Origin of the sequence: Streptomyces sp. AC550_RSS872, from assembly GCF_019049285.1 — a bacterium.
In the GTDB taxonomy this organism is placed as follows: Bacteria; Actinomycetota; Actinomycetes; order Streptomycetales; family Streptomycetaceae; genus Streptomyces.
Genome location: NZ_JAGMUL010000145.1, coordinates 1,940 through 18,637, shown reverse-complemented (window position 1 = coordinate 18,637; position 16,698 = coordinate 1,940). Strand labels below are relative to the sequence as shown.

Here is a 16,698-nt window from a genome sequence, read left to right as displayed (position 1 = left end):
CATGGCATCAGGAACGGGCGCCCCCGAGCGGCTGCTCGGCATCGCCGAACTGCGTGAGCTGTCCCGGCGCAGGCCCGGGCGGGCCGCACTCGCCATCGCCCGGCAGTGGGCGGTGATCCTCGCGACCGCGGCGGGAGCGGTGTACTGGGACCGCTGGTACGGATATCCGCTCGCCATCGTGGTCATCGCGACCCGCCAGCACGCGCTCGCGGTGCTGATGCACGACGGCGCGCACCGGCTGCTGTTTGCCGACCGCAAGGTGAACGACCTGGTCAGCGATCTGCTGCTGGCCTTCCCCCTGTTCATCAGTACCACCCTGTACCGACGGCACCACCTGGAACACCACCGCTACCTCAACACGGACCGCGACCCCGACTACGACCCGACCGCGATCGACAACACCACCCGCGACTGGATCCGGCTGTTCGCGGCGGACGCGGTCGCGCTGAACATCGTCAAGACCGTCGGCACCCTGGACCAGTTCTCGCTGCTCCCGGTCCTGCGCGGGGACCGCACGGTGGCGCAGGCGATGGGCCGTGCCCGGTGCGCCCTGTTCCTCGGCGGGCTCGGCGCACTGGCGGTGGTTCTGGTGGCGACCGGGTGGTGGCTGCCGTATCTCCTGCTGTGGATCGTGCCGATGATCACCGCGCTGAGCATGATCCTTCGGCTGCGCGACATGGCCGAGCACGTCGGATGCGAGGAGGACTCCGGGATCGGCGGTACCCGGTCGGTGCTCGCCGGAGCCCTGGAACGTGCCCTGTTCTCCCCGTGCAGGATCAACTATCACCTGGCGCACCACCTCTATCCCAGCGTCCCCTGCTACAACCTGGCCGACCTGCACCGCCGGCTGATGGAGCACCAGGTCGTCCGCGGCCAGGCCCGGATCTCGCACTCCTACCTCTTCGGCCCGTCCAGCGTGCTGCGACACGTCGCCGAGGCCCGCGCGCTGCGGTACGCCACCCCCACCTCACGGATCGAGGAGCCCGATGGCCATCACGCCTGAGACGCGGCTGCGCCATGTCGACACCTTCCTGGCCTCGCGCGGACTGACCCCCGGCGGACTGGAGAGCCTGCTGACCGGCAGGACCGGCCCGGCCCGCCACTTCCTGCTCACCAGCTCCCCGGTGCACGGGCTCGCCAACGCCACCAGCGACGTGGACTTCATCCGGATCCAGTGCGAACCGATGGCGGGGGCGCGGATGGCGACCCAGCTCTTCGAGGGCCCCAACCACCTCGAAGCCATCTCCTTCGCCGAGGAGGAGGCCGCCGCGGCGCTCGCCGACCTGCGCGCGCTGGCGGACGCCGATCCGCGTCGGTCAGTGCTCGCGTATCGCGGCTGGGACAAACAGCACGAGCTGCGCCGCAAGTACCTGGAGCGGATGGTCAACGGCGTGGCCCTGGACCGGACCCTGCCGTATCTGGACCACCTGCCCGAGCTGGCCCGGCTGTGGAAGTGGTCCTCCCTGCACACCGCCACCGAGCAGGTGCTGTTCCTGTCACTGGCCGAGGCCGCCGGTGAACGCCGCGGGCGGGTGGGTTACGCGGTCAACGCGCTGCTCCATCTGATGGACGCCGTGCTCTCGCACCACCTCGACGTCTACTCCAACCGCAAGTGGTTCCTGCTGCGCTGGACCCGCTTTCGCGAGCAGCACGGGACGGAGCCGGTCGTGGCCGCCGTGGACGCGCTGCGCGCACCCGTTTCCGAGGCGCTCGCGGGCAAGGACGGCGGCCCGCTGGCTCCTGCCCTGACCGCCCTGCTCACCGAGGTCTACGCCGCCGCCGGTGAGGGACACCCGCCGACGCTCGCCGTGGAACCCGTCGGCGAGCCGGTCCGGCAGCGTTTCCTGCCCGGCGCCGACATGCTGCTGGGCGCGAGTACCACCTTCCTCGGCCAGGACCCGCTGCCCACCGGCGCGATCCCCTTCGCCGATCTGCCGGAAGGTGTCGGAGCCCCCGCCGACCTGCTGCGCGCCGCCCGAGCCGGCGCGGTGACGCTGCTTCCGGTCTGACCGTCCGTCGCATTCACCTGCTGAAGGAGCCTGATGGAACTCGCCCTCTTCCCCGGCGTGCGGGCCGGCCGGGGCCTGCCCCCCGAGGCCGCGGTCCGGGCCTGGGCCACCGTGGCCTGGCTGATGTCCGTCGACGGCCGTGCCTACGTCGAGGACCTCGAAGGCGGCGTGGAACAGCCGCAGTTGCGCCAGGCCGTCAAACTCCGGCTGCTGGAGCTGCTGTCCGAGATGGACACCCGGCTGACCGGAGCCGAACCCGCCGGGGAAGGGCACCAGCTCGCCCTGGCTCTGGAGTACGGCCTGCACGAGGTCTGCCAGGCCACCGGCCCGGAGCTGGCCCAACTCTTCGCGCTGGAGCAGGAGTTCGGTGGCAGCGACGCCGACGACACCGGAGTGCGTGAGCTCTGGGACGGGCTGTGCGAGGCCTTCCCCGGGCAGATCCCCGACCCGCTGGTGGCCAGCGGACAGAGCGAGGTGCTGCGGGCCCTGCGGAACTGGTCCAAGCTGTGCACCGCGGCCGGCACCGACGCCGCGTTCCTCGAACCGTTCCTCAAGGACGCGTGAGATGGGGTTCGTCGAGCGCTACGGGGCCGCCTTCGGCCGTTCCAAGGCCCTGCTGCTGCGCATGTCGGGGCTGCTGGCCGCCGAGCAGGAGGCCCAGGGCGCCTGGATCGGCGACACCGACGGGCGCCGCTGGCTGGACTTCGGGTCCTTCGGCGTCCATCTGATCGGCCACCGGCACCCGGAGATCGTGGCGGCGGCACGGGACCAGCTGGAGCACATGGGGCTGTCGGGGAAGGTCCTCGGCAACGCCGAAGCGACCCGGTGCGCCGAGGCACTGATCGACGTCGCACCCGCCGGCCTCGACCAGGTCGCCCTCGCCAACAGTGGTGCCGAGGCGGTCGAGATGGCGATGAAGATGGCCGCCCTGTCCACCGGCCGCACCGAGTTCGCCGCGCTGCGCGGCTCGTACCACGGCAAGACCGCGGGCGCTCTGCACCTGTCCGACACCTACGCGGTGCGCTCACCGGTGCCCCTGGCGGCGAAGGCGCACTTTCTGGAGCCGGGGGACATCGGCCAGGCACGCCGGGTGCTCGCCCGGGGAACGGTCGCGGCGGTCTTCGCCGAACCGGTCCGGGGCGAGGGCGGGGTGCTGCCGGTCGCCCCGGACTACCTCGCCGCCCTGCGCGACCTGTGCCACGAGACCGGCACCCTGCTCGCACTGGACGAGATCCAGACCGGCCTCGGCCGCTGCGGCCGGATCTGGCGCTCGGCCGACGACTGCCCGCCGGACCTGCTGCTGGTCGGCAAGGCTCTGGGCGGCGGCCTGGTCCCGACGGCCGCGGTCGTGTACTCCGGCGCCCGGATCGGCGGCGCGGGCGGCGACCCCGTGGTGCTGGCCTCCTCCTTCGCCGGCGGCGCACTGGCCGGGCGGGTCGGCGCCGCGGTGGTCGAACTCGTCCGCCAGGACGGCTTCCTGGACGACGTACGCCGGCTCGGCGAGTCGGCACGCAAGGGGCTCGGCGAGCTGCTGGGCACCGACCCGAGGATCCGCGAGATACGCGGAGAGGGACTGATGATCGGGCTCGACACGGCCTCACCCGGCATCGCCGGCCAGATCCTCCTGGAGGCCGCCAAACGCGGTGTCCTGCTCAGCTTCTGCCTCAGCGCCCCGCAGGTCCTGCGGGTCTATCCCCCCGCGGTGATCGGCCAGGACGACCTCGACCGGGGGCTCGAAACCATCGCCGCCGCGGTCGCCGCCGTATCCGACATGCCCGCAGCCCAGCACAACTGACCTGCCGTCACCTTTCGAGAGGGGCCGCACCGTGCCCGTAGTCCGTACCGAGGTCGAGATCGACGACGCCCCACTGGAGCATGTGTGGACCGTACTGTGCGATTTTGAGGCACACGCGGGCTACATGGCCGACGTCCTCGGCATCCGTTTCCTGGAGCGCGGGGAGGGCACCGCACTCAGCTCCTGGCGGGTCCTGCTCAACGGCAGCGAGGTGACCTGGGACGAGCGCGACGTCTTCACCCCCATGCGCCGGATCGACTTCGACCAGACCGACGGGGACCTGGAGGTCTTCCGCGGTTTCTGGGAACTGCAAGAGACCCCGACCGGTGTGCGGGTAGTCCTGGAGATCGAGTTCGACATCGGCATCCCCTCGCTCGCCGCGGTCCTGGACCCCATCGGCATCCAGGCCATCGAGTCCAACTCCCGCAGCATGCTGGCCGCCATCCGCGACCGCCGGCCCGCGCCGGTGTCGCCGTGACCGCCGTACGGCTGCTGATCACCGGTATCGGCGGCGCGGTCGGCACCGGACTCGCCGTCGCCCTGGCAGCGGACGCTCCCTGGGCCGAGGTGGTCGGCGTCTTCAGCAACGAACGCTCCCGGGACGCCTTCCTGTCCAGGTCCTCCGATGCGGTACGGGCCCGTGTCCAGCCGGTCGTCCGCGACCTCACCGACGGCCCGTCGACACTCGCGCTCGCCCGTGAACTCGCCCCGGCGCGGCGCACCGTGGTCGTCCATGCGGCGGCCGATGTGAGCTGGACCGCGTCCCTGGAGGCGGCCCGGCGCGGCAATGTGGCGGTCACCCGCAACGTCGCCGAACTGGCCCGGGTGCTCGGCGGCGACACCCGGTTCGTCTACGTCTCCTCCGCGTACACCGCGGTCGAGGGGTGGGAGTACCGCAACACCTACGAGGCCACCAAGGCCGAGGCGGAGCGCCTGCTGCGGTCCGACTACGCCGACCTGCGCCCGGTCGTGTTCTCGTGCAGCCTCGTCGTCGGACACAGCCGTACCGGTGCCATCGGCCGGTTCCACGGCATCTATCCGCTGCTCGGGCTGATCGACCGACACGAGCCGCCGCTGCTGCCGGGCGGACGTGACCGAAGGATCGACATCGTCCCCGTCGACTGGGTCGCCTCGGAGCTCGCCGCGGTGGCGCACCGCACGGCGGGGGGCGGTCCGGTGGCGGATGTCGTGGCGTCGTCGGGGACGGCCGCGCCCAGGCTGGAGGAACTGGTCGCCGGGGCCGTGGCAGCGCTCAACCGGGCGCGGGCGCAGGCGGAACGCGCCCCCGTGCGGGAGCTGACCCTGGTGCCGTTCCGCCGCTGGGAGTTCCTGCGCCGCTCGCTCGACGCCTGGCAGGTGCACGGGATACCGATGCCTCCCCGGGCGTTCCTCGACCGGCTGATCGGCGTGTACCGGCCGTACTTCGAGGACGACCGGGTGCTGCCGCCGACGGGAACCGTCGGGCCCTGCCCGCATTGGACGGAGTTCCTGGACCCGGCTGTCGGCTACTGGTTCGCACAGCAGCCCGTTCGGTCCAAGGCACTGCTGCGCACGGGCGGCGCGGGATGAACCCCGCCGCCGTGCCGGGCCTCGCCGCCGTGGGCCTGCTCATCGCCGTCGAGGCGCGGGAGGCGCGTACACAGGTGGCCGCCGTCGCCTCGCTGGGACGCGGTACGGCGACACAGGCGGCCGCGTTACCGGTCCTGTCGCTCGCGGCCCTGGCGGGCGGGGCGGCGGCCGTCCTCGTCGTACTGCCCCGGGACTGGGTGGAAGCAGCCGGCGCGGTCGTGGTTCTGGTGGCCGGACTCCAGTGGCTTGTGTGGGCCGCGCGCCGGGAACTGGGGGCGGTGCCGGTGCGGGACGAGACGGCGGTGTTCCACCAGGTCCGGCGGCGAACGGCCGTGGGTGGCACGGTCGTCGGCGGCGCGTCCAAGGGCGCCATGTCCGTTCGCGCCACGATGGCCGGAGCGTTGCTGAGGGCGGGCGCGGAGGTGCTGGTGGTGGCGACGGCGGTCGCGGCGGCGGCCGTACCCCGCCCGTGGCTCCCGCCGCTGGCCCTGCTCCTCGTCGTCGCGGTCGTCGCTCCCGGCCTCATCGGGCGCCGGCCGGTGGCCGGACCGCCGGAACGTCCCGCCAAGGCCGCGATCGCGGTGCTGCTGATGGCTGCGGGGGCAACGGCCGTCACCGCAGGCGCAGTGGGCGTCATGACCGCGCTCCTCCTGCCCGCGGCCGGGCTGCTCGTCCTCACCGGGTACCGCTGTGCGGCTCGCGGCCGGGAGGCTCCTCCCGCACCAGCTCCGGGCGCCCCCGTCCCTCGTCTGCGGACCCTGCGGGATTTCGTCCTGGGCGACGACCTGGCCGTGTGGTGGGCGGCCGCCGCGCTGGTCCTGGCCACCCGACTGCCCTGGCCCGCGTTCCGACAGGGCCCGGCCGCCGTCCTGTTGCTCACCGTCCTGCTGACCGCCGTGATCGGCGGCACGGCACGGCGTACCCGCGTACCGACCCCCCGGAGGAGACCGCTGATGTCGGACCATGACACTCCCGTCCGTACCGACCGGAAGGCGTTCCGCACCCCGAGGTCCGCGACCATCCACGGCGGCTACGAATGGCGCCTCGGTATCACCCCGCCGGTCGTCACGCCGATCTTCCAGACCGCGGCCTTCGAACTCCCCAGCACAGCCGCCGCAGCCGGCATATTCGACCTCCAGGAGGACGGCCACGCCTACACGCGCCTCAACAACCCGACCTGCGACGTGCTGGAAGAGCGTATGGCCGCGGTGGACGGCGCCGCGGCCGGCCTCGCCGTCGCGTCCGGGCAGGCCGCCATCGCCCTGGCCCTGCTGAACCTCTGCCAGGCGGGCGACAACATCGTCAGTTCCGACGAGCTGTACGGCGGTACCTGGAACCTGCTCGCGAACACCTTCGCCCGGTTCGGCATCGAGGTGCGGACCGTCAGCCCCGGCGACCCCAAGAACTTCGTCGAGGCGAGCGACGAGCGGACCCGCTGCTTCTTCGGCGAGACCATGCCCAACCCGCGGCTGCGGATCTTCCCGATCGAGGAGGTGGCCGAGCTCGCCGAGGACCTCGGCGTGCCGCTCGTCCTCGACAACACGATGCTGCCGTACGTCTGCCGGCCGATGGAGCACGGTGCCCACATCGTCGTCTATTCGGCGACGAAGTACATCGGCGGACACGGATCGACCCTCGGCGGCCTGATCCTGGACTCGGGCCGGTTCGACTGGCAGGCGCACGCCGACCGTCACCCCCTGCTCACCACACCGGACCCGGCGCACGGGGGAGTCGTCTGGACGGAGACCGGCCTGGACCTCGACAGCCCGCTCGGCCGAAGCCCGTTTCTCCTCAAGGCCCGTGAGACGCTGCTGCGCGACCTCGGCCCGTGCCTCAGCCCGTTCAACGCGTGGCTGCTGCTCCAGGGTCTGGAGACGCTGCCGCTGCGGATGCGGGCCCACGGGGAGAACGCCCGACGGGTCGCGGCTTACCTCCAGGAGTACCCGGGGGTCGCCTCGGTCCGCTACCCGGGGCTAGCCACCGGCGACGAGGCGCGACTGACCGAGCGCTACCTCGGGGACAACGGCGGGCCGTTGGTGCAGTTCGAACTCACCGGCGGCCGGGAGGCCGGCTGCCGTTTCATCGAGGCACTCCGCCTGGTCTCCCACGTGACCAACATCGGCGACGTCAGATCACTCGCCACCCACCCGGCCTCCACCACGCACGCCCAGCTCCCCGAGGCCGACCAACTGGCCGCCGGGGTCACCCAGGGCTCGATCCGCCTGGCCGTGGGCGTCGAGGACATCGACGACCTGCTCGCCGATCTCGAAAGGGCACTGGGGGCATCATGAACCGACCGCTCGTCGCACTCGCCTGCGCCACCGAGACCTGGGACGGCGTACCGCACGCCGCCGTCCGCCGCGCGTACATCGCCGCCCTGGAACAGGTCGCCGACTGCTCGGTGGTGCTGCTCCCGGGCCCCGGCAGCCTGCCGGACGAGACGCTGCGGCGCTTCGACGGCCTCGTCCTCGGCGGGCACGAGAGCAATGTCGCCCCGGACCACTACGCCGGGGCACCCTGCCGGGGCCCCTTCGACGCCGACCGCGACGCGCTCGCCCTCTCGACGGTGCCGTCGGCCGTGGCCGCCGGGCTGCCTCTGCTCGGGATCTGCCGGGGCCTCCAGGAGATCAACGTGGCCTGCGGGGGCACCCTGCGCGACCTCGGCACGGCGGCTCACCGGGAGGACCCCACCCTTCCCAGGGACCAGCAGTACCTGCCCGCCCACGAGGTGCGGATCAGCCACGGCGGAACCCTGCACCGGCTGCTCGGGCGCACCGCCCCGGTCCGCGTCAACTCGCTGCACGGGCAGGCGGTCGACCGCCTAGCACCGGGGCTGCGAGCCGAGGCCGTCGCCGATGACGGCGTGGTGGAAGCCCTGTCCGTGGCGCGGGCCGGGGCCTTCGCGCTCGGCGTGCAGTGGCACCCCGAGTGGTACGCGAGCACCGACCCCCTCTCCCGCCGGATCTTCGAGGGCTTCGGCGCCGCGGCGGCACAGCATGCCGCACGCGCGCGTGCCGTACGGCGGGAAGCCGTGACGGCCGGGGGAGGACGGCGATGAGCACATTCCCCGCCTCGGTCAGCCGCCATCTGCGGACCGCTGTGCTGTTCCCTGCGGAGCAGCCGCTGCGGCTGGAGGCGGGTGGCACCCTCTCCCGCATCCGGGTCGCCTACGAGGAGTACGGCCGCCCCGACCCGGAACGTCCGAACACCGTGTTCGTGTGCCACGCCCTCACCGGCACCTCCCATGTCGCCCGGCACAGCCCCGACGACCTCCCTGGCTGGTGGGAGGAGATGGTCGGCCCCGGGCGCCCGATCGACACGAACCACCTGCACGTCGTCTGCGCCAACGTCCTGGGAGGCTGCGCGGGCACCACCGGGCCCTGTAGCCCGGGGCCCACGGGCCGTGCCCTTGCCGCGGACTTCCCCGACATCGCGGTGGGCGACATGGTGACCGTCCACCGGCGTCTGCTGAGCCATCTGGGCAGCACCGGGCTGCGCGCCGTGGTGGGCGGATCACTCGGCGGCATGCAGGCCCTGGAGTGGCTGCTGCGCCACCCCGGTGACGCGCGGCAGTTCCTGCTCATCGCCACCGGGGCCCGGCTGTCCGCGGACGGACTCGCCGCCCACGCCGCGGGACGTGCGGCCATCCGTGCCGACCCGCACTTCGCCGACGGCCGCTACACCGAGGAGCCAGGTGCCCGCGGTCCCCTGGAGGGCCTCGGCGTTGCCAGGATGATCGCTCATCTGACCTACATGTCCTCCGACTCGCTGGACACCAAGTTCGGACGCCGACGCCAGCCTGCCGCGACCGCGGGAAGCCCGGCCCACGGCCCCTACGCCGTGGAGCGCTACCTCGAACACCAGGCTCGCACCTTCGTGGCCCGGTTCGACGCCAACAGCTATCTGCGGCTCACGGCGGCCATGGACCGCTACGACGCCTTCGACCGCCCCGCGGCTGTCCGGGCGGCAGGCCGTGCCCCCACGGTCCAGTTGTTCAGCTTCGAGTCGGACCGGCTCTTCGGGGCGGCGGACACCGAGTACCTGGCGGCGCGTCTGTCGGAGCTCGGTGTGCCGCTGACCCACCACCGTGACGGGACGTCGGAAGCAGGACACGACGCCTTCCTGTTACGGGTTCCGGGTTACCTGCAGGCTGTCGCGGACTCGCTCGGCGTCCGTGAGAGCCCGCATCTCGTCTCCCAGCCCTGACCTCCGGGCGTCGGCCGCACCTTCTCCATGGCTGCTGTTCCCCTGGGCACCCTGGGCCTGTGCGGCGACCTCGCCCATCTCTACAAAACGGTCTCGATCCGGGCCGCCGCTTGGGCACCGGGGGTGGTGAGGCAATCATGAGGCCATGCACCGCCCGCAGCTGCGTCTCCACACCCCCGAGTGGGTCACGGCCGACGATTCGACTCTGAACGTCGCGCTCGTGTACCCCATGCAGGGGCCTGCCGGAATCTTCGGTCCCACCTGCGAGGCGTGCGCGCGACTGGCCGCCGAGGAGATCAACAAGGCGGGCGGCGTGCTCGGCAAGGAACTGCGGCTGCTGGAAGTCGACGGCGGCGCGGACCCGCAGCGCGTCGCGCGGGACGTCGAGGCCCTGGTGACGACGGGTGTCGTACAGGGTGTCACCGGCTGGCACATCTCGTCGGTCCGGCAGGCGGTGGCGCCGCGGATCGCCCACCGGGTGCCGTACGTCTACACGGCCTTGTACGAGGGCGGCGAAAACACCGAGGGTGTCTTCATGACCAGCGAGACCCCCGCCTGGCAACTGCTGCCCGCGATGCGGCTCCTCACCGAGGCGAGGGGCGTCCGTCGCTGGTTCGTCGTCGGCAACAACTATGTGTGGCCCCGGCGGACCGCCCGAGCCGCCCGCCGCTACGCGCGCGAAAGCCGGGGCCGGGTCTGCGGCGAGGAGTACCTCCCGCTGGGCGTCGAGGACTTCCATGACGTACTGCGGAAGATCGAGCACGCGGACGCGGACGGCGTGCTCATGCTGTTGGTCGGCAGCGACGCGGTCCGCTTCAACCGGGCCTTCGCCGCCTCCGGGCTCGACCAGCGGTGTCTGCGGCTGAGCACGCTGATGGACGAGAACATGCTGATGGCCAGCGGACCCGCGGCGACCGGCGACCTGTTCAGCACGGCCGGGTTCTTCGCGTCACTGGCCAACCAGGACACCCTGGACTTCCAGGGCCGGTACGGCGCCCGGTTCGGGATCGAGGCCCCCGCCCCGGGCAGTCTCGGTGAATCCTGTTACGAAGGTGTCCTCCTGCTGGCCGCGCTCATCGAACGGGCCCGCACCCTGGACGTCTCCGCGATCGGCGCCGCCGCCGACGCGGTCTGGTACGAAGGGCCGCGCGGGCTGCTCCGCCTCCACGACCGGCATGTGCGCCAGCGCATCTACCTGGCAGAGGCGGACGGGCTCGACTTCAACGTGCTCGCCCAACTGCGCGCTCCCCATGACCTGTTGTAGCCCTGCCTTCCAAGGCCCCGGCCAGCCGGTCCAGCAGCGCGTGCAGTCGCTCCGCGCCGTCCTCCGCGAGGAGAGGCCCCAACTCTGCCCAATCGGCTCGCACTTCGCGGACCAGCCGCTGCCAGCGCTGCATGCCCCGCGGGGTGAGGTGGGCCAGGATGCGTCGCCGGTCGGCGGGATCGATGCGGCGATAGACCAGGTTCTGGTCGACGAGTTGGTCGATCAGCTTGGTCAGGCTCGGCGCCGGCAGGAAAGCGTGGTCGGCGAGGGCCGTCATGTTGTGTCCCTGCCCGTCCGAGAGGAGGTCCAGTACCCGCCATGCCTCCACCGAGCAGTCGAACTCGTCCAGTACGGACTGGACTCGGCGTACGGAGAGGCGCTCGGCCCGGGTCAGCAGGTGGAGCAGTTCCTGGGGCCGCCTCGCCATCGCACTCCTCAGCTCGAATCCTCGGCTCCCCGTGACGGGGATGCCCGGAGCCTACCGTCGACCACCGCAGGCTTGACAAGAGTGGCCAGGAAATAGATCCTTCCGTCAGGAAGCATTAATTGCCGTCGCTGAGATGCCCTGAAGTGCGCATCTTCCAGCGACGGCTTCTCTTATTTTCCTGCCTTTTTATTTCCGCTGGAAACTATCTCTCAATTGCGCCGAAACGCCGTGGAAACAGTTTCCTCGCAGGCTGTGGACGCACTTCAGCAACCAGCCCGGACACCATCCCGGAACGGCTGGGGGATTCGTGTGCCAACGCCGCCGCCTCTGAAGCGCCTCCCACCATTCCCTCCCAAGGGTCTTCAGCTCTTTTCGCATCGCCCTTCGGGGCAAGGAGGTTTTGCATGTCTGGGTTCAGCATCAGCAGGCGCGGTCTGTTGGCCGGCATGTCGGCCGTCGGCGCCTCCGCCGCTCTCAGCGCCTGTGGCGCCAAGACCGGAGACAGCACCTCGACCGACGACTCCGGGGCCAAGGCCGACACCTCCGGCAGCACGGTCAAGGTGGGTCTGCTGAACTCGCTGTCGGGCACGATGGCCATCAGCGAGGTGACGGTCCACAACTCGCTGCTGCTGGCCATCAAGGAGATCAACGCCGCCGGCGGTGTGCTGGGCAAGAAGCTCAAGGCCATCAGCCAGGACGGTGCCTCTGACTGGCCGACCTTCGCGGAGAAGGCGGAGGCCCTGATCACGGACGACAAGGTCGCGGCCACCTTCGGCTGCTGGACCTCGGCCAGCCGCAAGGCCGTCAAGCCGGTCTTCGAGCGCTACAAGTCGCCGCTGTTCTACCCCGTTCAGTACGAGGGCCTGGAGCAGTCCCCGTACATCTTCTACATCGGCGCGACCACCAACCAGCAGATCGTGCCCGCGCTGGACTACCTCAAGAAGCAGGGCCTGACCAAGCTCTACCTCGTCGGCAGCGACTACGTCTTCCCGCGCACCGCCAACAAGATCATCAGGGCGTACGCGAAGGCCAACGGCATGCAGGTGATGGGCGAGGACTACGCCCCGCTCGGCTCCACGGAGTTCGGCACCATCGTCAACAAGGTCAAGGACTCCGGCGCGGACGCCGTGTTCAACACCCTCAACGGCGACAGCAACGTGGCCTTCTTCAAGGAGTACAAGTCCTCGGGGCTGACCGCGAAGAGCATGCCGGTGCTGTCGGTCTCCATCGCCGAGGAGGAGGTCAAGAGCATCGGTACCCAGTACCTGCAGGACCAGTTGACCGCGTGGAACTACTACGAGACCACGCCCGGCGCGGCGAACACCAAGTTCGTGGCGGCGTACCAGGCCGCGTACGGCAAGGACAAGCCGACCAGCGACCCGATGGAGGCCGCCTACATCTCCGTCTACCTGTGGAAGGAGATGGTCGAGAAGGCCGGCTCCTTCGACGTCGCCAAGGTCAAGGCCGCCGCGGACGGCATCATCCTGGACGCCCCCGAGGGCAAGGTCACCGTGGACGGCGCGACCCAGCACGTCTACAAGACGGCCCGGATCGGCAAGGTCGGTGCGGACGGACTCATCACCGAGGTCTGGAACTCGGGCAAGCCGATCAAGCCGGACCCGTACCTCAAGGGCTACTCCTGGGCCTCCGGTCTCTCCTGAGCCCGGCCCGACTCCCGGCCCTCCCGGGCGGACCCGGCCTTCTCACAGGGCCGGGTCCCGTCCGTCGCCCGCACCCCGTCCCCGACCCGGAGCCGCTCCATGACGGTCATCCTCAACCAGTCCTTCACCGGCATCAGCATCGGTGCCGTACTCCTGCTCATCGCGCTCGGCCTGACCCTGACCTTCGGTCAGATGGGCGTGATCAACATGGCGCACGGTGAGTTCATCATGACCGGCGCCTACACCACGTACGTCCTGCAGAAGTCCATCAGCGGCGCCGGGATCTCGCTGCTGGTCGCGCTGCCCGTGGCCTTCCTCGTCGCCGGCGCCATGGGGGCGCTGCTGGAATGGCTGCTCATCCGGCGCCTGTACACCCGGCCGCTGGACACCCTGCTGGTCACCTGGGGCGTCTCCCTGATGCTCCAGCAGCTCGCCCGGGACATCTTCGGCGCCCCCAACGTGCAGACCCGCGCCCCGGACCTGCTCACCGGCAACATCTCCGTGGGCGGCGGCATCACCCTCGCCAACAGCCGGCTGTTCATCCTCGGTCTCGCCCTGCTCTGCGTACTCGCCCTCACGCTGATCCTGCGGCTCACGCCGTTCGGCCGGCGCATCCGGGCCGTCGTACAGAACCGGGACCTCGCCGAGGTGTCGGGAATCGCCACCGGCCAGGTCGACCGGCTGACGTTCTTCATCGGCTCGGGCCTCGCGGGCGTGGCCGGTGTCGCGCTCACGCTGGTCGGCCCGATCGGTCCGACGACGGGCACCAACTACATCGTCGACGCCTTCCTGGTCGTCGTCGTGGGCGGCATCGGGCAGTTGAAGGGCAGCGTGATCACCGCCTTCGTGCTCGGGGTGCTCCAGTCCGTGCTGGAGTACTCGACGACGGTCAGCGTCGCGAAGGTGATGGTGCTGGTCGCGATCGTCGCCTTCCTCCAGTGGCGTCCCCAGGGCCTGTACACACTGCGCACCCGGAGCCTGGCATGACGACAACGACCTCCTCCTCTCCGACGACGTCCCCGGCCGTGACGAAGCCGCCGGCATCCCCGCTGGAACGCTTCCGGGTGCCCGGCGGCTTCGCCCTCGGCGCCGTACTCCTCCTCGGCATCGCGCCGCTCGTCCTCTCCGACTTCCGGCTCTCCTTGCTCGCCAAGTACCTGTGCTACGCGATCGTGGCCGTCGGCGTCAGCCTGGCCTGGGGTCGTGGCGGGCTGCTCGTGCTCGGCCAGGGCGTCTTCTTCGGCCTCGGCGGCTACGCCATGGCCATGCACCTCAAGCTCGCCGATGCCGCCGCGGCCCCGGGCGGCGGCCCCGGTTCACTGCCCGACTTCATGCAGTTGTACGGCACGTCGGACGCGCTGCCCTGGTGGTGGAAGCCCTTCGAGAACCCGGGCTTCGCACTCGCCGCGACCGTCCTTCTGCCCATGGCGGTCGCCGCGCTGCTCGGCTTCTTCATCTTCCAACGCAGGGTGAAGGGCGCGTACTTCGCGATCCTCAGCCAGGCACTGGCCGCCGCTCTGGCCATCTGGCTGGTCGGCCAGCAGGCCACCACCGGCGGCACCAACGGACTCACCGACATCCAGGGCTTCTTCGGCTACGACCTCAACGACCCGGTCAACCAGCGGATGGTGTACTTCATCATCGCCGCCGTCCTGCTGCTGTTGATGGCCGTAGCCCGCCAGCTGTTCGTCAGCCGCTATGGCGAACTCCTCATCGCCGTACGGGACTCCGAGGAACGGGTCCGCTTCCTCGGCTACAACCCGGCCAACGCCAAGCTCATCGCCTACGTCGTGGCAGCGGGCATGGCCGGCCTGGCCGGCGCCCTCTTCGTCCCCGCTGTCGGGATCATCTCGCCCGCGCTGATCGGGATCGTGCCGTCCATCGGCTTCGTCATCGGCGCCGCGGTCGGCGGCCGGGCCTCGCTGGTGGGCGCGGTGCTCGGCGCGATCGCCGTGGCCTGGGCACAGAGCACGCTCTCCGACGCCTTCCCCGCGGCGTGGACCTACTTGCAGGGGCTGCTGTTCATCGTGGCGGTCGGCTTCCTGCCCGGTGGCCTGGCATCGCTCCTGTCCGTCATCCGCAACCGCCGTACCCGTACCCGTACAGGAGAGACAGCATGAGCGGCGAGGGACTGACCATCCGCGACCTGCGCGTCACCTTCGACGGCTTCACCGCCGTCGACGGAGTGGATCTGGACATCCGGCCCGGCGATCTGCGATTCCTCATCGGGCCGAACGGCGCCGGGAAGACCACCCTGGTCGACGCGGTCACCGGGCTGGCGAAGGCCACCGGCTCGGTCCGCTTCGGCGGCCAGGAACTCCTCGGCAAGCCGGTGCACCGGATCGCCCGTCTGGGCATCGGCCGGACGTTCCAGACGGCCACGGTCTTCGAGGCGCTGACCGTCCTGCAGAACCTCGACATCGCCGCGGGGGCCGCGCGCGGGCCGCTCACGATGCTCCGCCGCCGCAAGGGCGTACCGGAGGCAGTGATGAAGGCCCTGGAAACAACCGGCCTGACCGAGCTGCACGACCGCCCCGCGGGCGCGCTGGCCCACGGCCAGAAACAGTGGCTGGAGATCGGCATGCTGCTCGTCCAGGACGTACAGCTGCTGCTGCTGGACGAGCCCGTCGCCGGTATGAGCCACGACGAACGCGAGGCCACCGGCGCACTGCTACAGCGGGTGAGCGAGGACCGCACGGTCGTCGTCATCGAACACGACATGGACTTCATGCGTTCCTTCGCCCGCAGCGTCAGCGTCCTGCACGCCGGCAAGGTGCTCAGCGAGGGCACCGTCGCCCAGGTCCAGGCCGACCCCAAGGTCCAGGAGGTCTACCTCGGCCGCTCCTCCGAACCAGAGTCCGCCCCCGCACCCGCACCCGTGCCCGTCGCCGAGGAGGCGTGACGCCCATGCTGGAGATCACCACCGTCCGGGCCGGCTACGACCGCACCACCGTGCTGCACGGAGTGACCGTCTCGGTCCCCGAGGACGGCGTCGCGGCCGTCCTCGGCCACAACGGCGCCGGCAAGAGCACCCTGCTGCGCGCCGCCATGGGCCTGCTCAAGCCGACCAGTGGGAGCGTCCTGCTGGACGGCGAGGACATCACCCGCCTCGCCCCGCACCAGCGGGTGGCCCGCGGCATGGCGTACGTGCCGCAGGGCCAGCAGTCCTTCCCGCACCTCACCACCGCAGAGAACCTCCAACTCGTCGCCGACGGCCGCCCCGACGGCAAGGAGGCCGTCGCCGAAGCCCTGGACCTCTTCCCCGCCCTGCGGGAACTGTCCGGCCGCCGCGCCGGACTCCTCTCCGGCGGCCAGCGCCAGCAACTCGCCATCGCCCGCGCCCTCATCACCCGGCCGAGGCTGCTCCTGCTTGATGAGCCGACTGAGGGCATCCAGCCGTCCGTCGTCGCCGAGATCGAGGAGACGATCCTGGCCCTCGCCCGCCGGGGCGGACTGTCCGTGCTGCTCGTCGAGCAGCACGTGGGCTTCGCCATGCGGGCCGCCCAGCACTACTACGTACTGGAAGCGGGACGCGTCACCTCCTCGGGAGCGGGAGGGGTGGAGGCCGAGCAGACCGTACGGACCGCGCTCAGTGTGTGAGGACAGCGGATTCCCCGGCCCGATCGACGCCGTCATGGTCACCGGAGGGGCTGCTTCGCATCGATCGACACCGAGGGTGAAGGTCGTCGGGGCGTACTGCGCCACCACGGTCGGTGGGTAGGAGATCGTGGGACGCCGTGCACCGCGGGGCTGCGGGGATGTCGTCG

General features: G+C 71.0%; 16 protein-coding genes. 15 read left to right on the top strand and 1 reads right to left on the bottom strand.

Annotated elements, in window-relative coordinates:
• The first annotated feature begins 1 nt into the window (after window position 1).
• From KUM44_RS36765 to KUM44_RS36720, 10 genes are all read left to right on the top strand, one after another.
• Complete coding sequence (locus KUM44_RS36765) at window positions 2-1,003, top strand: fatty acid desaturase family protein (RefSeq protein ID WP_217214108.1); 1,002 nt, start codon at window positions 2-4, stop codon at window positions 1,001-1,003.
• On the top strand, window positions 987-2,009 hold the full coding sequence (locus tag KUM44_RS36760) for a DUF6001 family protein (protein ID WP_217214107.1): 1,023 nt from the start codon (window positions 987-989) through the stop codon (window positions 2,007-2,009). Before KUM44_RS36765 ends, KUM44_RS36760 begins: the two co-directional genes overlap by 17 nt.
• A 33-nt stretch (window positions 2,010-2,042) precedes the next feature.
• Entirely contained in the window at window positions 2,043-2,573 is a 531-nt protein-coding gene (locus KUM44_RS36755; RefSeq protein WP_217214106.1) for a DUF6031 family protein, read from the top strand.
• A 1-nt stretch (window position 2,574) separates the two neighbouring features.
• Window positions 2,575-3,804, top strand: coding sequence for an aspartate aminotransferase family protein (locus tag KUM44_RS36750; RefSeq protein ID WP_217214105.1), 1,230 nt, complete (start codon window positions 2,575-2,577; stop codon window positions 3,802-3,804).
• 31 nt (window positions 3,805-3,835) lie between these two features.
• Complete coding sequence (locus KUM44_RS36745; RefSeq protein ID WP_217214104.1) at window positions 3,836-4,282, top strand: type II toxin-antitoxin system RatA family toxin; 447 nt, start codon at window positions 3,836-3,838, stop codon at window positions 4,280-4,282.
• Window positions 4,279-5,373 carry an SDR family oxidoreductase gene (locus KUM44_RS36740; protein WP_217214103.1) on the top strand — a complete coding sequence of 365 codons (1,095 nt, stop codon included), beginning with the start codon at window positions 4,279-4,281 and terminating at the stop codon, window positions 5,371-5,373. The genes KUM44_RS36745 and KUM44_RS36740 overlap by 4 nt, the downstream gene beginning before the upstream one ends.
• Entirely contained in the window at window positions 5,370-7,664 is a 2,295-nt protein-coding gene (locus tag KUM44_RS46265) for an O-acetylhomoserine aminocarboxypropyltransferase/cysteine synthase family protein (protein ID WP_254390651.1), read from the top strand. The genes KUM44_RS36740 and KUM44_RS46265 overlap by 4 nt, the downstream gene beginning before the upstream one ends.
• Window positions 7,661-8,431 carry a gamma-glutamyl-gamma-aminobutyrate hydrolase family protein gene (locus KUM44_RS36730; protein ID WP_217214102.1) on the top strand — a complete coding sequence of 257 codons (771 nt, stop codon included), beginning with the start codon at window positions 7,661-7,663 and terminating at the stop codon, window positions 8,429-8,431. Before KUM44_RS46265 ends, KUM44_RS36730 begins: the two co-directional genes overlap by 4 nt.
• Window positions 8,428-9,579 (top strand): homoserine O-acetyltransferase, encoded by a 1,152-nt coding sequence (locus KUM44_RS36725; RefSeq protein WP_217214101.1) that lies wholly within the window; start codon window positions 8,428-8,430, stop codon window positions 9,577-9,579. The genes KUM44_RS36730 and KUM44_RS36725 overlap by 4 nt, the downstream gene beginning before the upstream one ends.
• A gap of 145 nt (window positions 9,580-9,724) precedes the next feature.
• Window positions 9,725-10,843, top strand: coding sequence for a substrate-binding domain-containing protein (locus KUM44_RS36720; RefSeq protein WP_217214100.1), 1,119 nt, complete (start codon window positions 9,725-9,727; stop codon window positions 10,841-10,843).
• On the opposite strand, the gene KUM44_RS36715 is transcribed toward KUM44_RS36720, so the two are convergent.
• Window positions 10,800-11,270: a MarR family winged helix-turn-helix transcriptional regulator gene (locus KUM44_RS36715; RefSeq protein ID WP_217214099.1), complete on the bottom strand. Its 471-nt coding sequence runs from the start codon at window positions 11,268-11,270 to the stop codon at window positions 10,800-10,802. The genes KUM44_RS36720 and KUM44_RS36715 overlap by 44 nt on opposite strands.
• Window positions 11,271-11,674: 404 nt before the next feature.
• Here KUM44_RS36715 and urtA point away from each other — a divergent pair, with 404 nt between their 5' ends.
• The 5 genes from urtA to urtE all read left to right on the top strand — a co-directional run bounded on the left by urtA (window position 11,675) and on the right by urtE (window position 16,531).
• Window positions 11,675-12,931, top strand: coding sequence for an urea ABC transporter substrate-binding protein (gene urtA / locus KUM44_RS36710; RefSeq protein WP_217214098.1), 1,257 nt, complete (start codon window positions 11,675-11,677; stop codon window positions 12,929-12,931).
• A gap of 99 nt (window positions 12,932-13,030) precedes the next feature.
• The gene (gene urtB / locus KUM44_RS36705; RefSeq protein ID WP_217214097.1) at window positions 13,031-13,918 is read left to right on the top strand and encodes an urea ABC transporter permease subunit UrtB; all 888 of its coding nucleotides are present in this window, start codon (window positions 13,031-13,033) and stop codon (window positions 13,916-13,918) included.
• Window positions 13,915-15,051: an urea ABC transporter permease subunit UrtC gene (gene urtC / locus KUM44_RS36700; RefSeq protein ID WP_217214096.1), complete on the top strand. Its 1,137-nt coding sequence runs from the start codon at window positions 13,915-13,917 to the stop codon at window positions 15,049-15,051. The genes urtB and urtC overlap by 4 nt, the downstream gene beginning before the upstream one ends.
• Entirely contained in the window at window positions 15,048-15,833 is a 786-nt protein-coding gene (gene urtD, locus KUM44_RS36695; protein ID WP_217214095.1) for an urea ABC transporter ATP-binding protein UrtD, read from the top strand. Before urtC ends, urtD begins: the two co-directional genes overlap by 4 nt.
• 5 nt (window positions 15,834-15,838) lie before the next feature.
• Complete coding sequence (gene urtE / locus KUM44_RS36690) at window positions 15,839-16,531, top strand: urea ABC transporter ATP-binding subunit UrtE (RefSeq protein ID WP_217214094.1); 693 nt, start codon at window positions 15,839-15,841, stop codon at window positions 16,529-16,531.
• Window positions 16,532-16,698: the final 167 nt, after the last annotated feature.

Excerpts from the sequence above, each read along its gene's own strand:
- urtD (WP_217214095.1), top strand. The coding sequence starts at position 15,048 with ATGAGCGGCGAGGGACTGACCATCCGCGACCTGCGCGTCACCTTCGAC.
- KUM44_RS36720 (WP_217214100.1), top strand. The coding sequence starts at position 9,725 with ATGCACCGCCCGCAGCTGCGTCTCCACACCCCCGAGTGGGTCACGGCC.
- KUM44_RS46265 (WP_254390651.1), top strand. The coding sequence starts at position 5,370 with ATGAACCCCGCCGCCGTGCCGGGCCTCGCCGCCGTGGGCCTGCTCATC.
- KUM44_RS36760 (WP_217214107.1), top strand. The coding sequence starts at position 987 with ATGGCCATCACGCCTGAGACGCGGCTGCGCCATGTCGACACCTTCCTG.
- KUM44_RS36765 (WP_217214108.1), top strand. The coding sequence starts at position 2 with ATGGCATCAGGAACGGGCGCCCCCGAGCGGCTGCTCGGCATCGCCGAA.
- KUM44_RS36715 (WP_217214099.1), bottom strand. The coding sequence starts at position 11,270 with ATGGCGAGGCGGCCCCAGGAACTGCTCCACCTGCTGACCCGGGCCGAG.
- KUM44_RS36755 (WP_217214106.1), top strand. The coding sequence starts at position 2,043 with ATGGAACTCGCCCTCTTCCCCGGCGTGCGGGCCGGCCGGGGCCTGCCC.
- KUM44_RS36725 (WP_217214101.1), top strand. The coding sequence starts at position 8,428 with ATGAGCACATTCCCCGCCTCGGTCAGCCGCCATCTGCGGACCGCTGTG.
- urtA (WP_217214098.1), top strand. The coding sequence starts at position 11,675 with ATGTCTGGGTTCAGCATCAGCAGGCGCGGTCTGTTGGCCGGCATGTCG.
- urtE (WP_217214094.1), top strand. The coding sequence starts at position 15,839 with ATGCTGGAGATCACCACCGTCCGGGCCGGCTACGACCGCACCACCGTG.
- urtB (WP_217214097.1), top strand. The coding sequence starts at position 13,031 with ATGACGGTCATCCTCAACCAGTCCTTCACCGGCATCAGCATCGGTGCC.
- urtC (WP_217214096.1), top strand. The coding sequence starts at position 13,915 with ATGACGACAACGACCTCCTCCTCTCCGACGACGTCCCCGGCCGTGACG.
- KUM44_RS36730 (WP_217214102.1), top strand. The coding sequence starts at position 7,661 with ATGAACCGACCGCTCGTCGCACTCGCCTGCGCCACCGAGACCTGGGAC.
- KUM44_RS36750 (WP_217214105.1), top strand. The coding sequence starts at position 2,575 with ATGGGGTTCGTCGAGCGCTACGGGGCCGCCTTCGGCCGTTCCAAGGCC.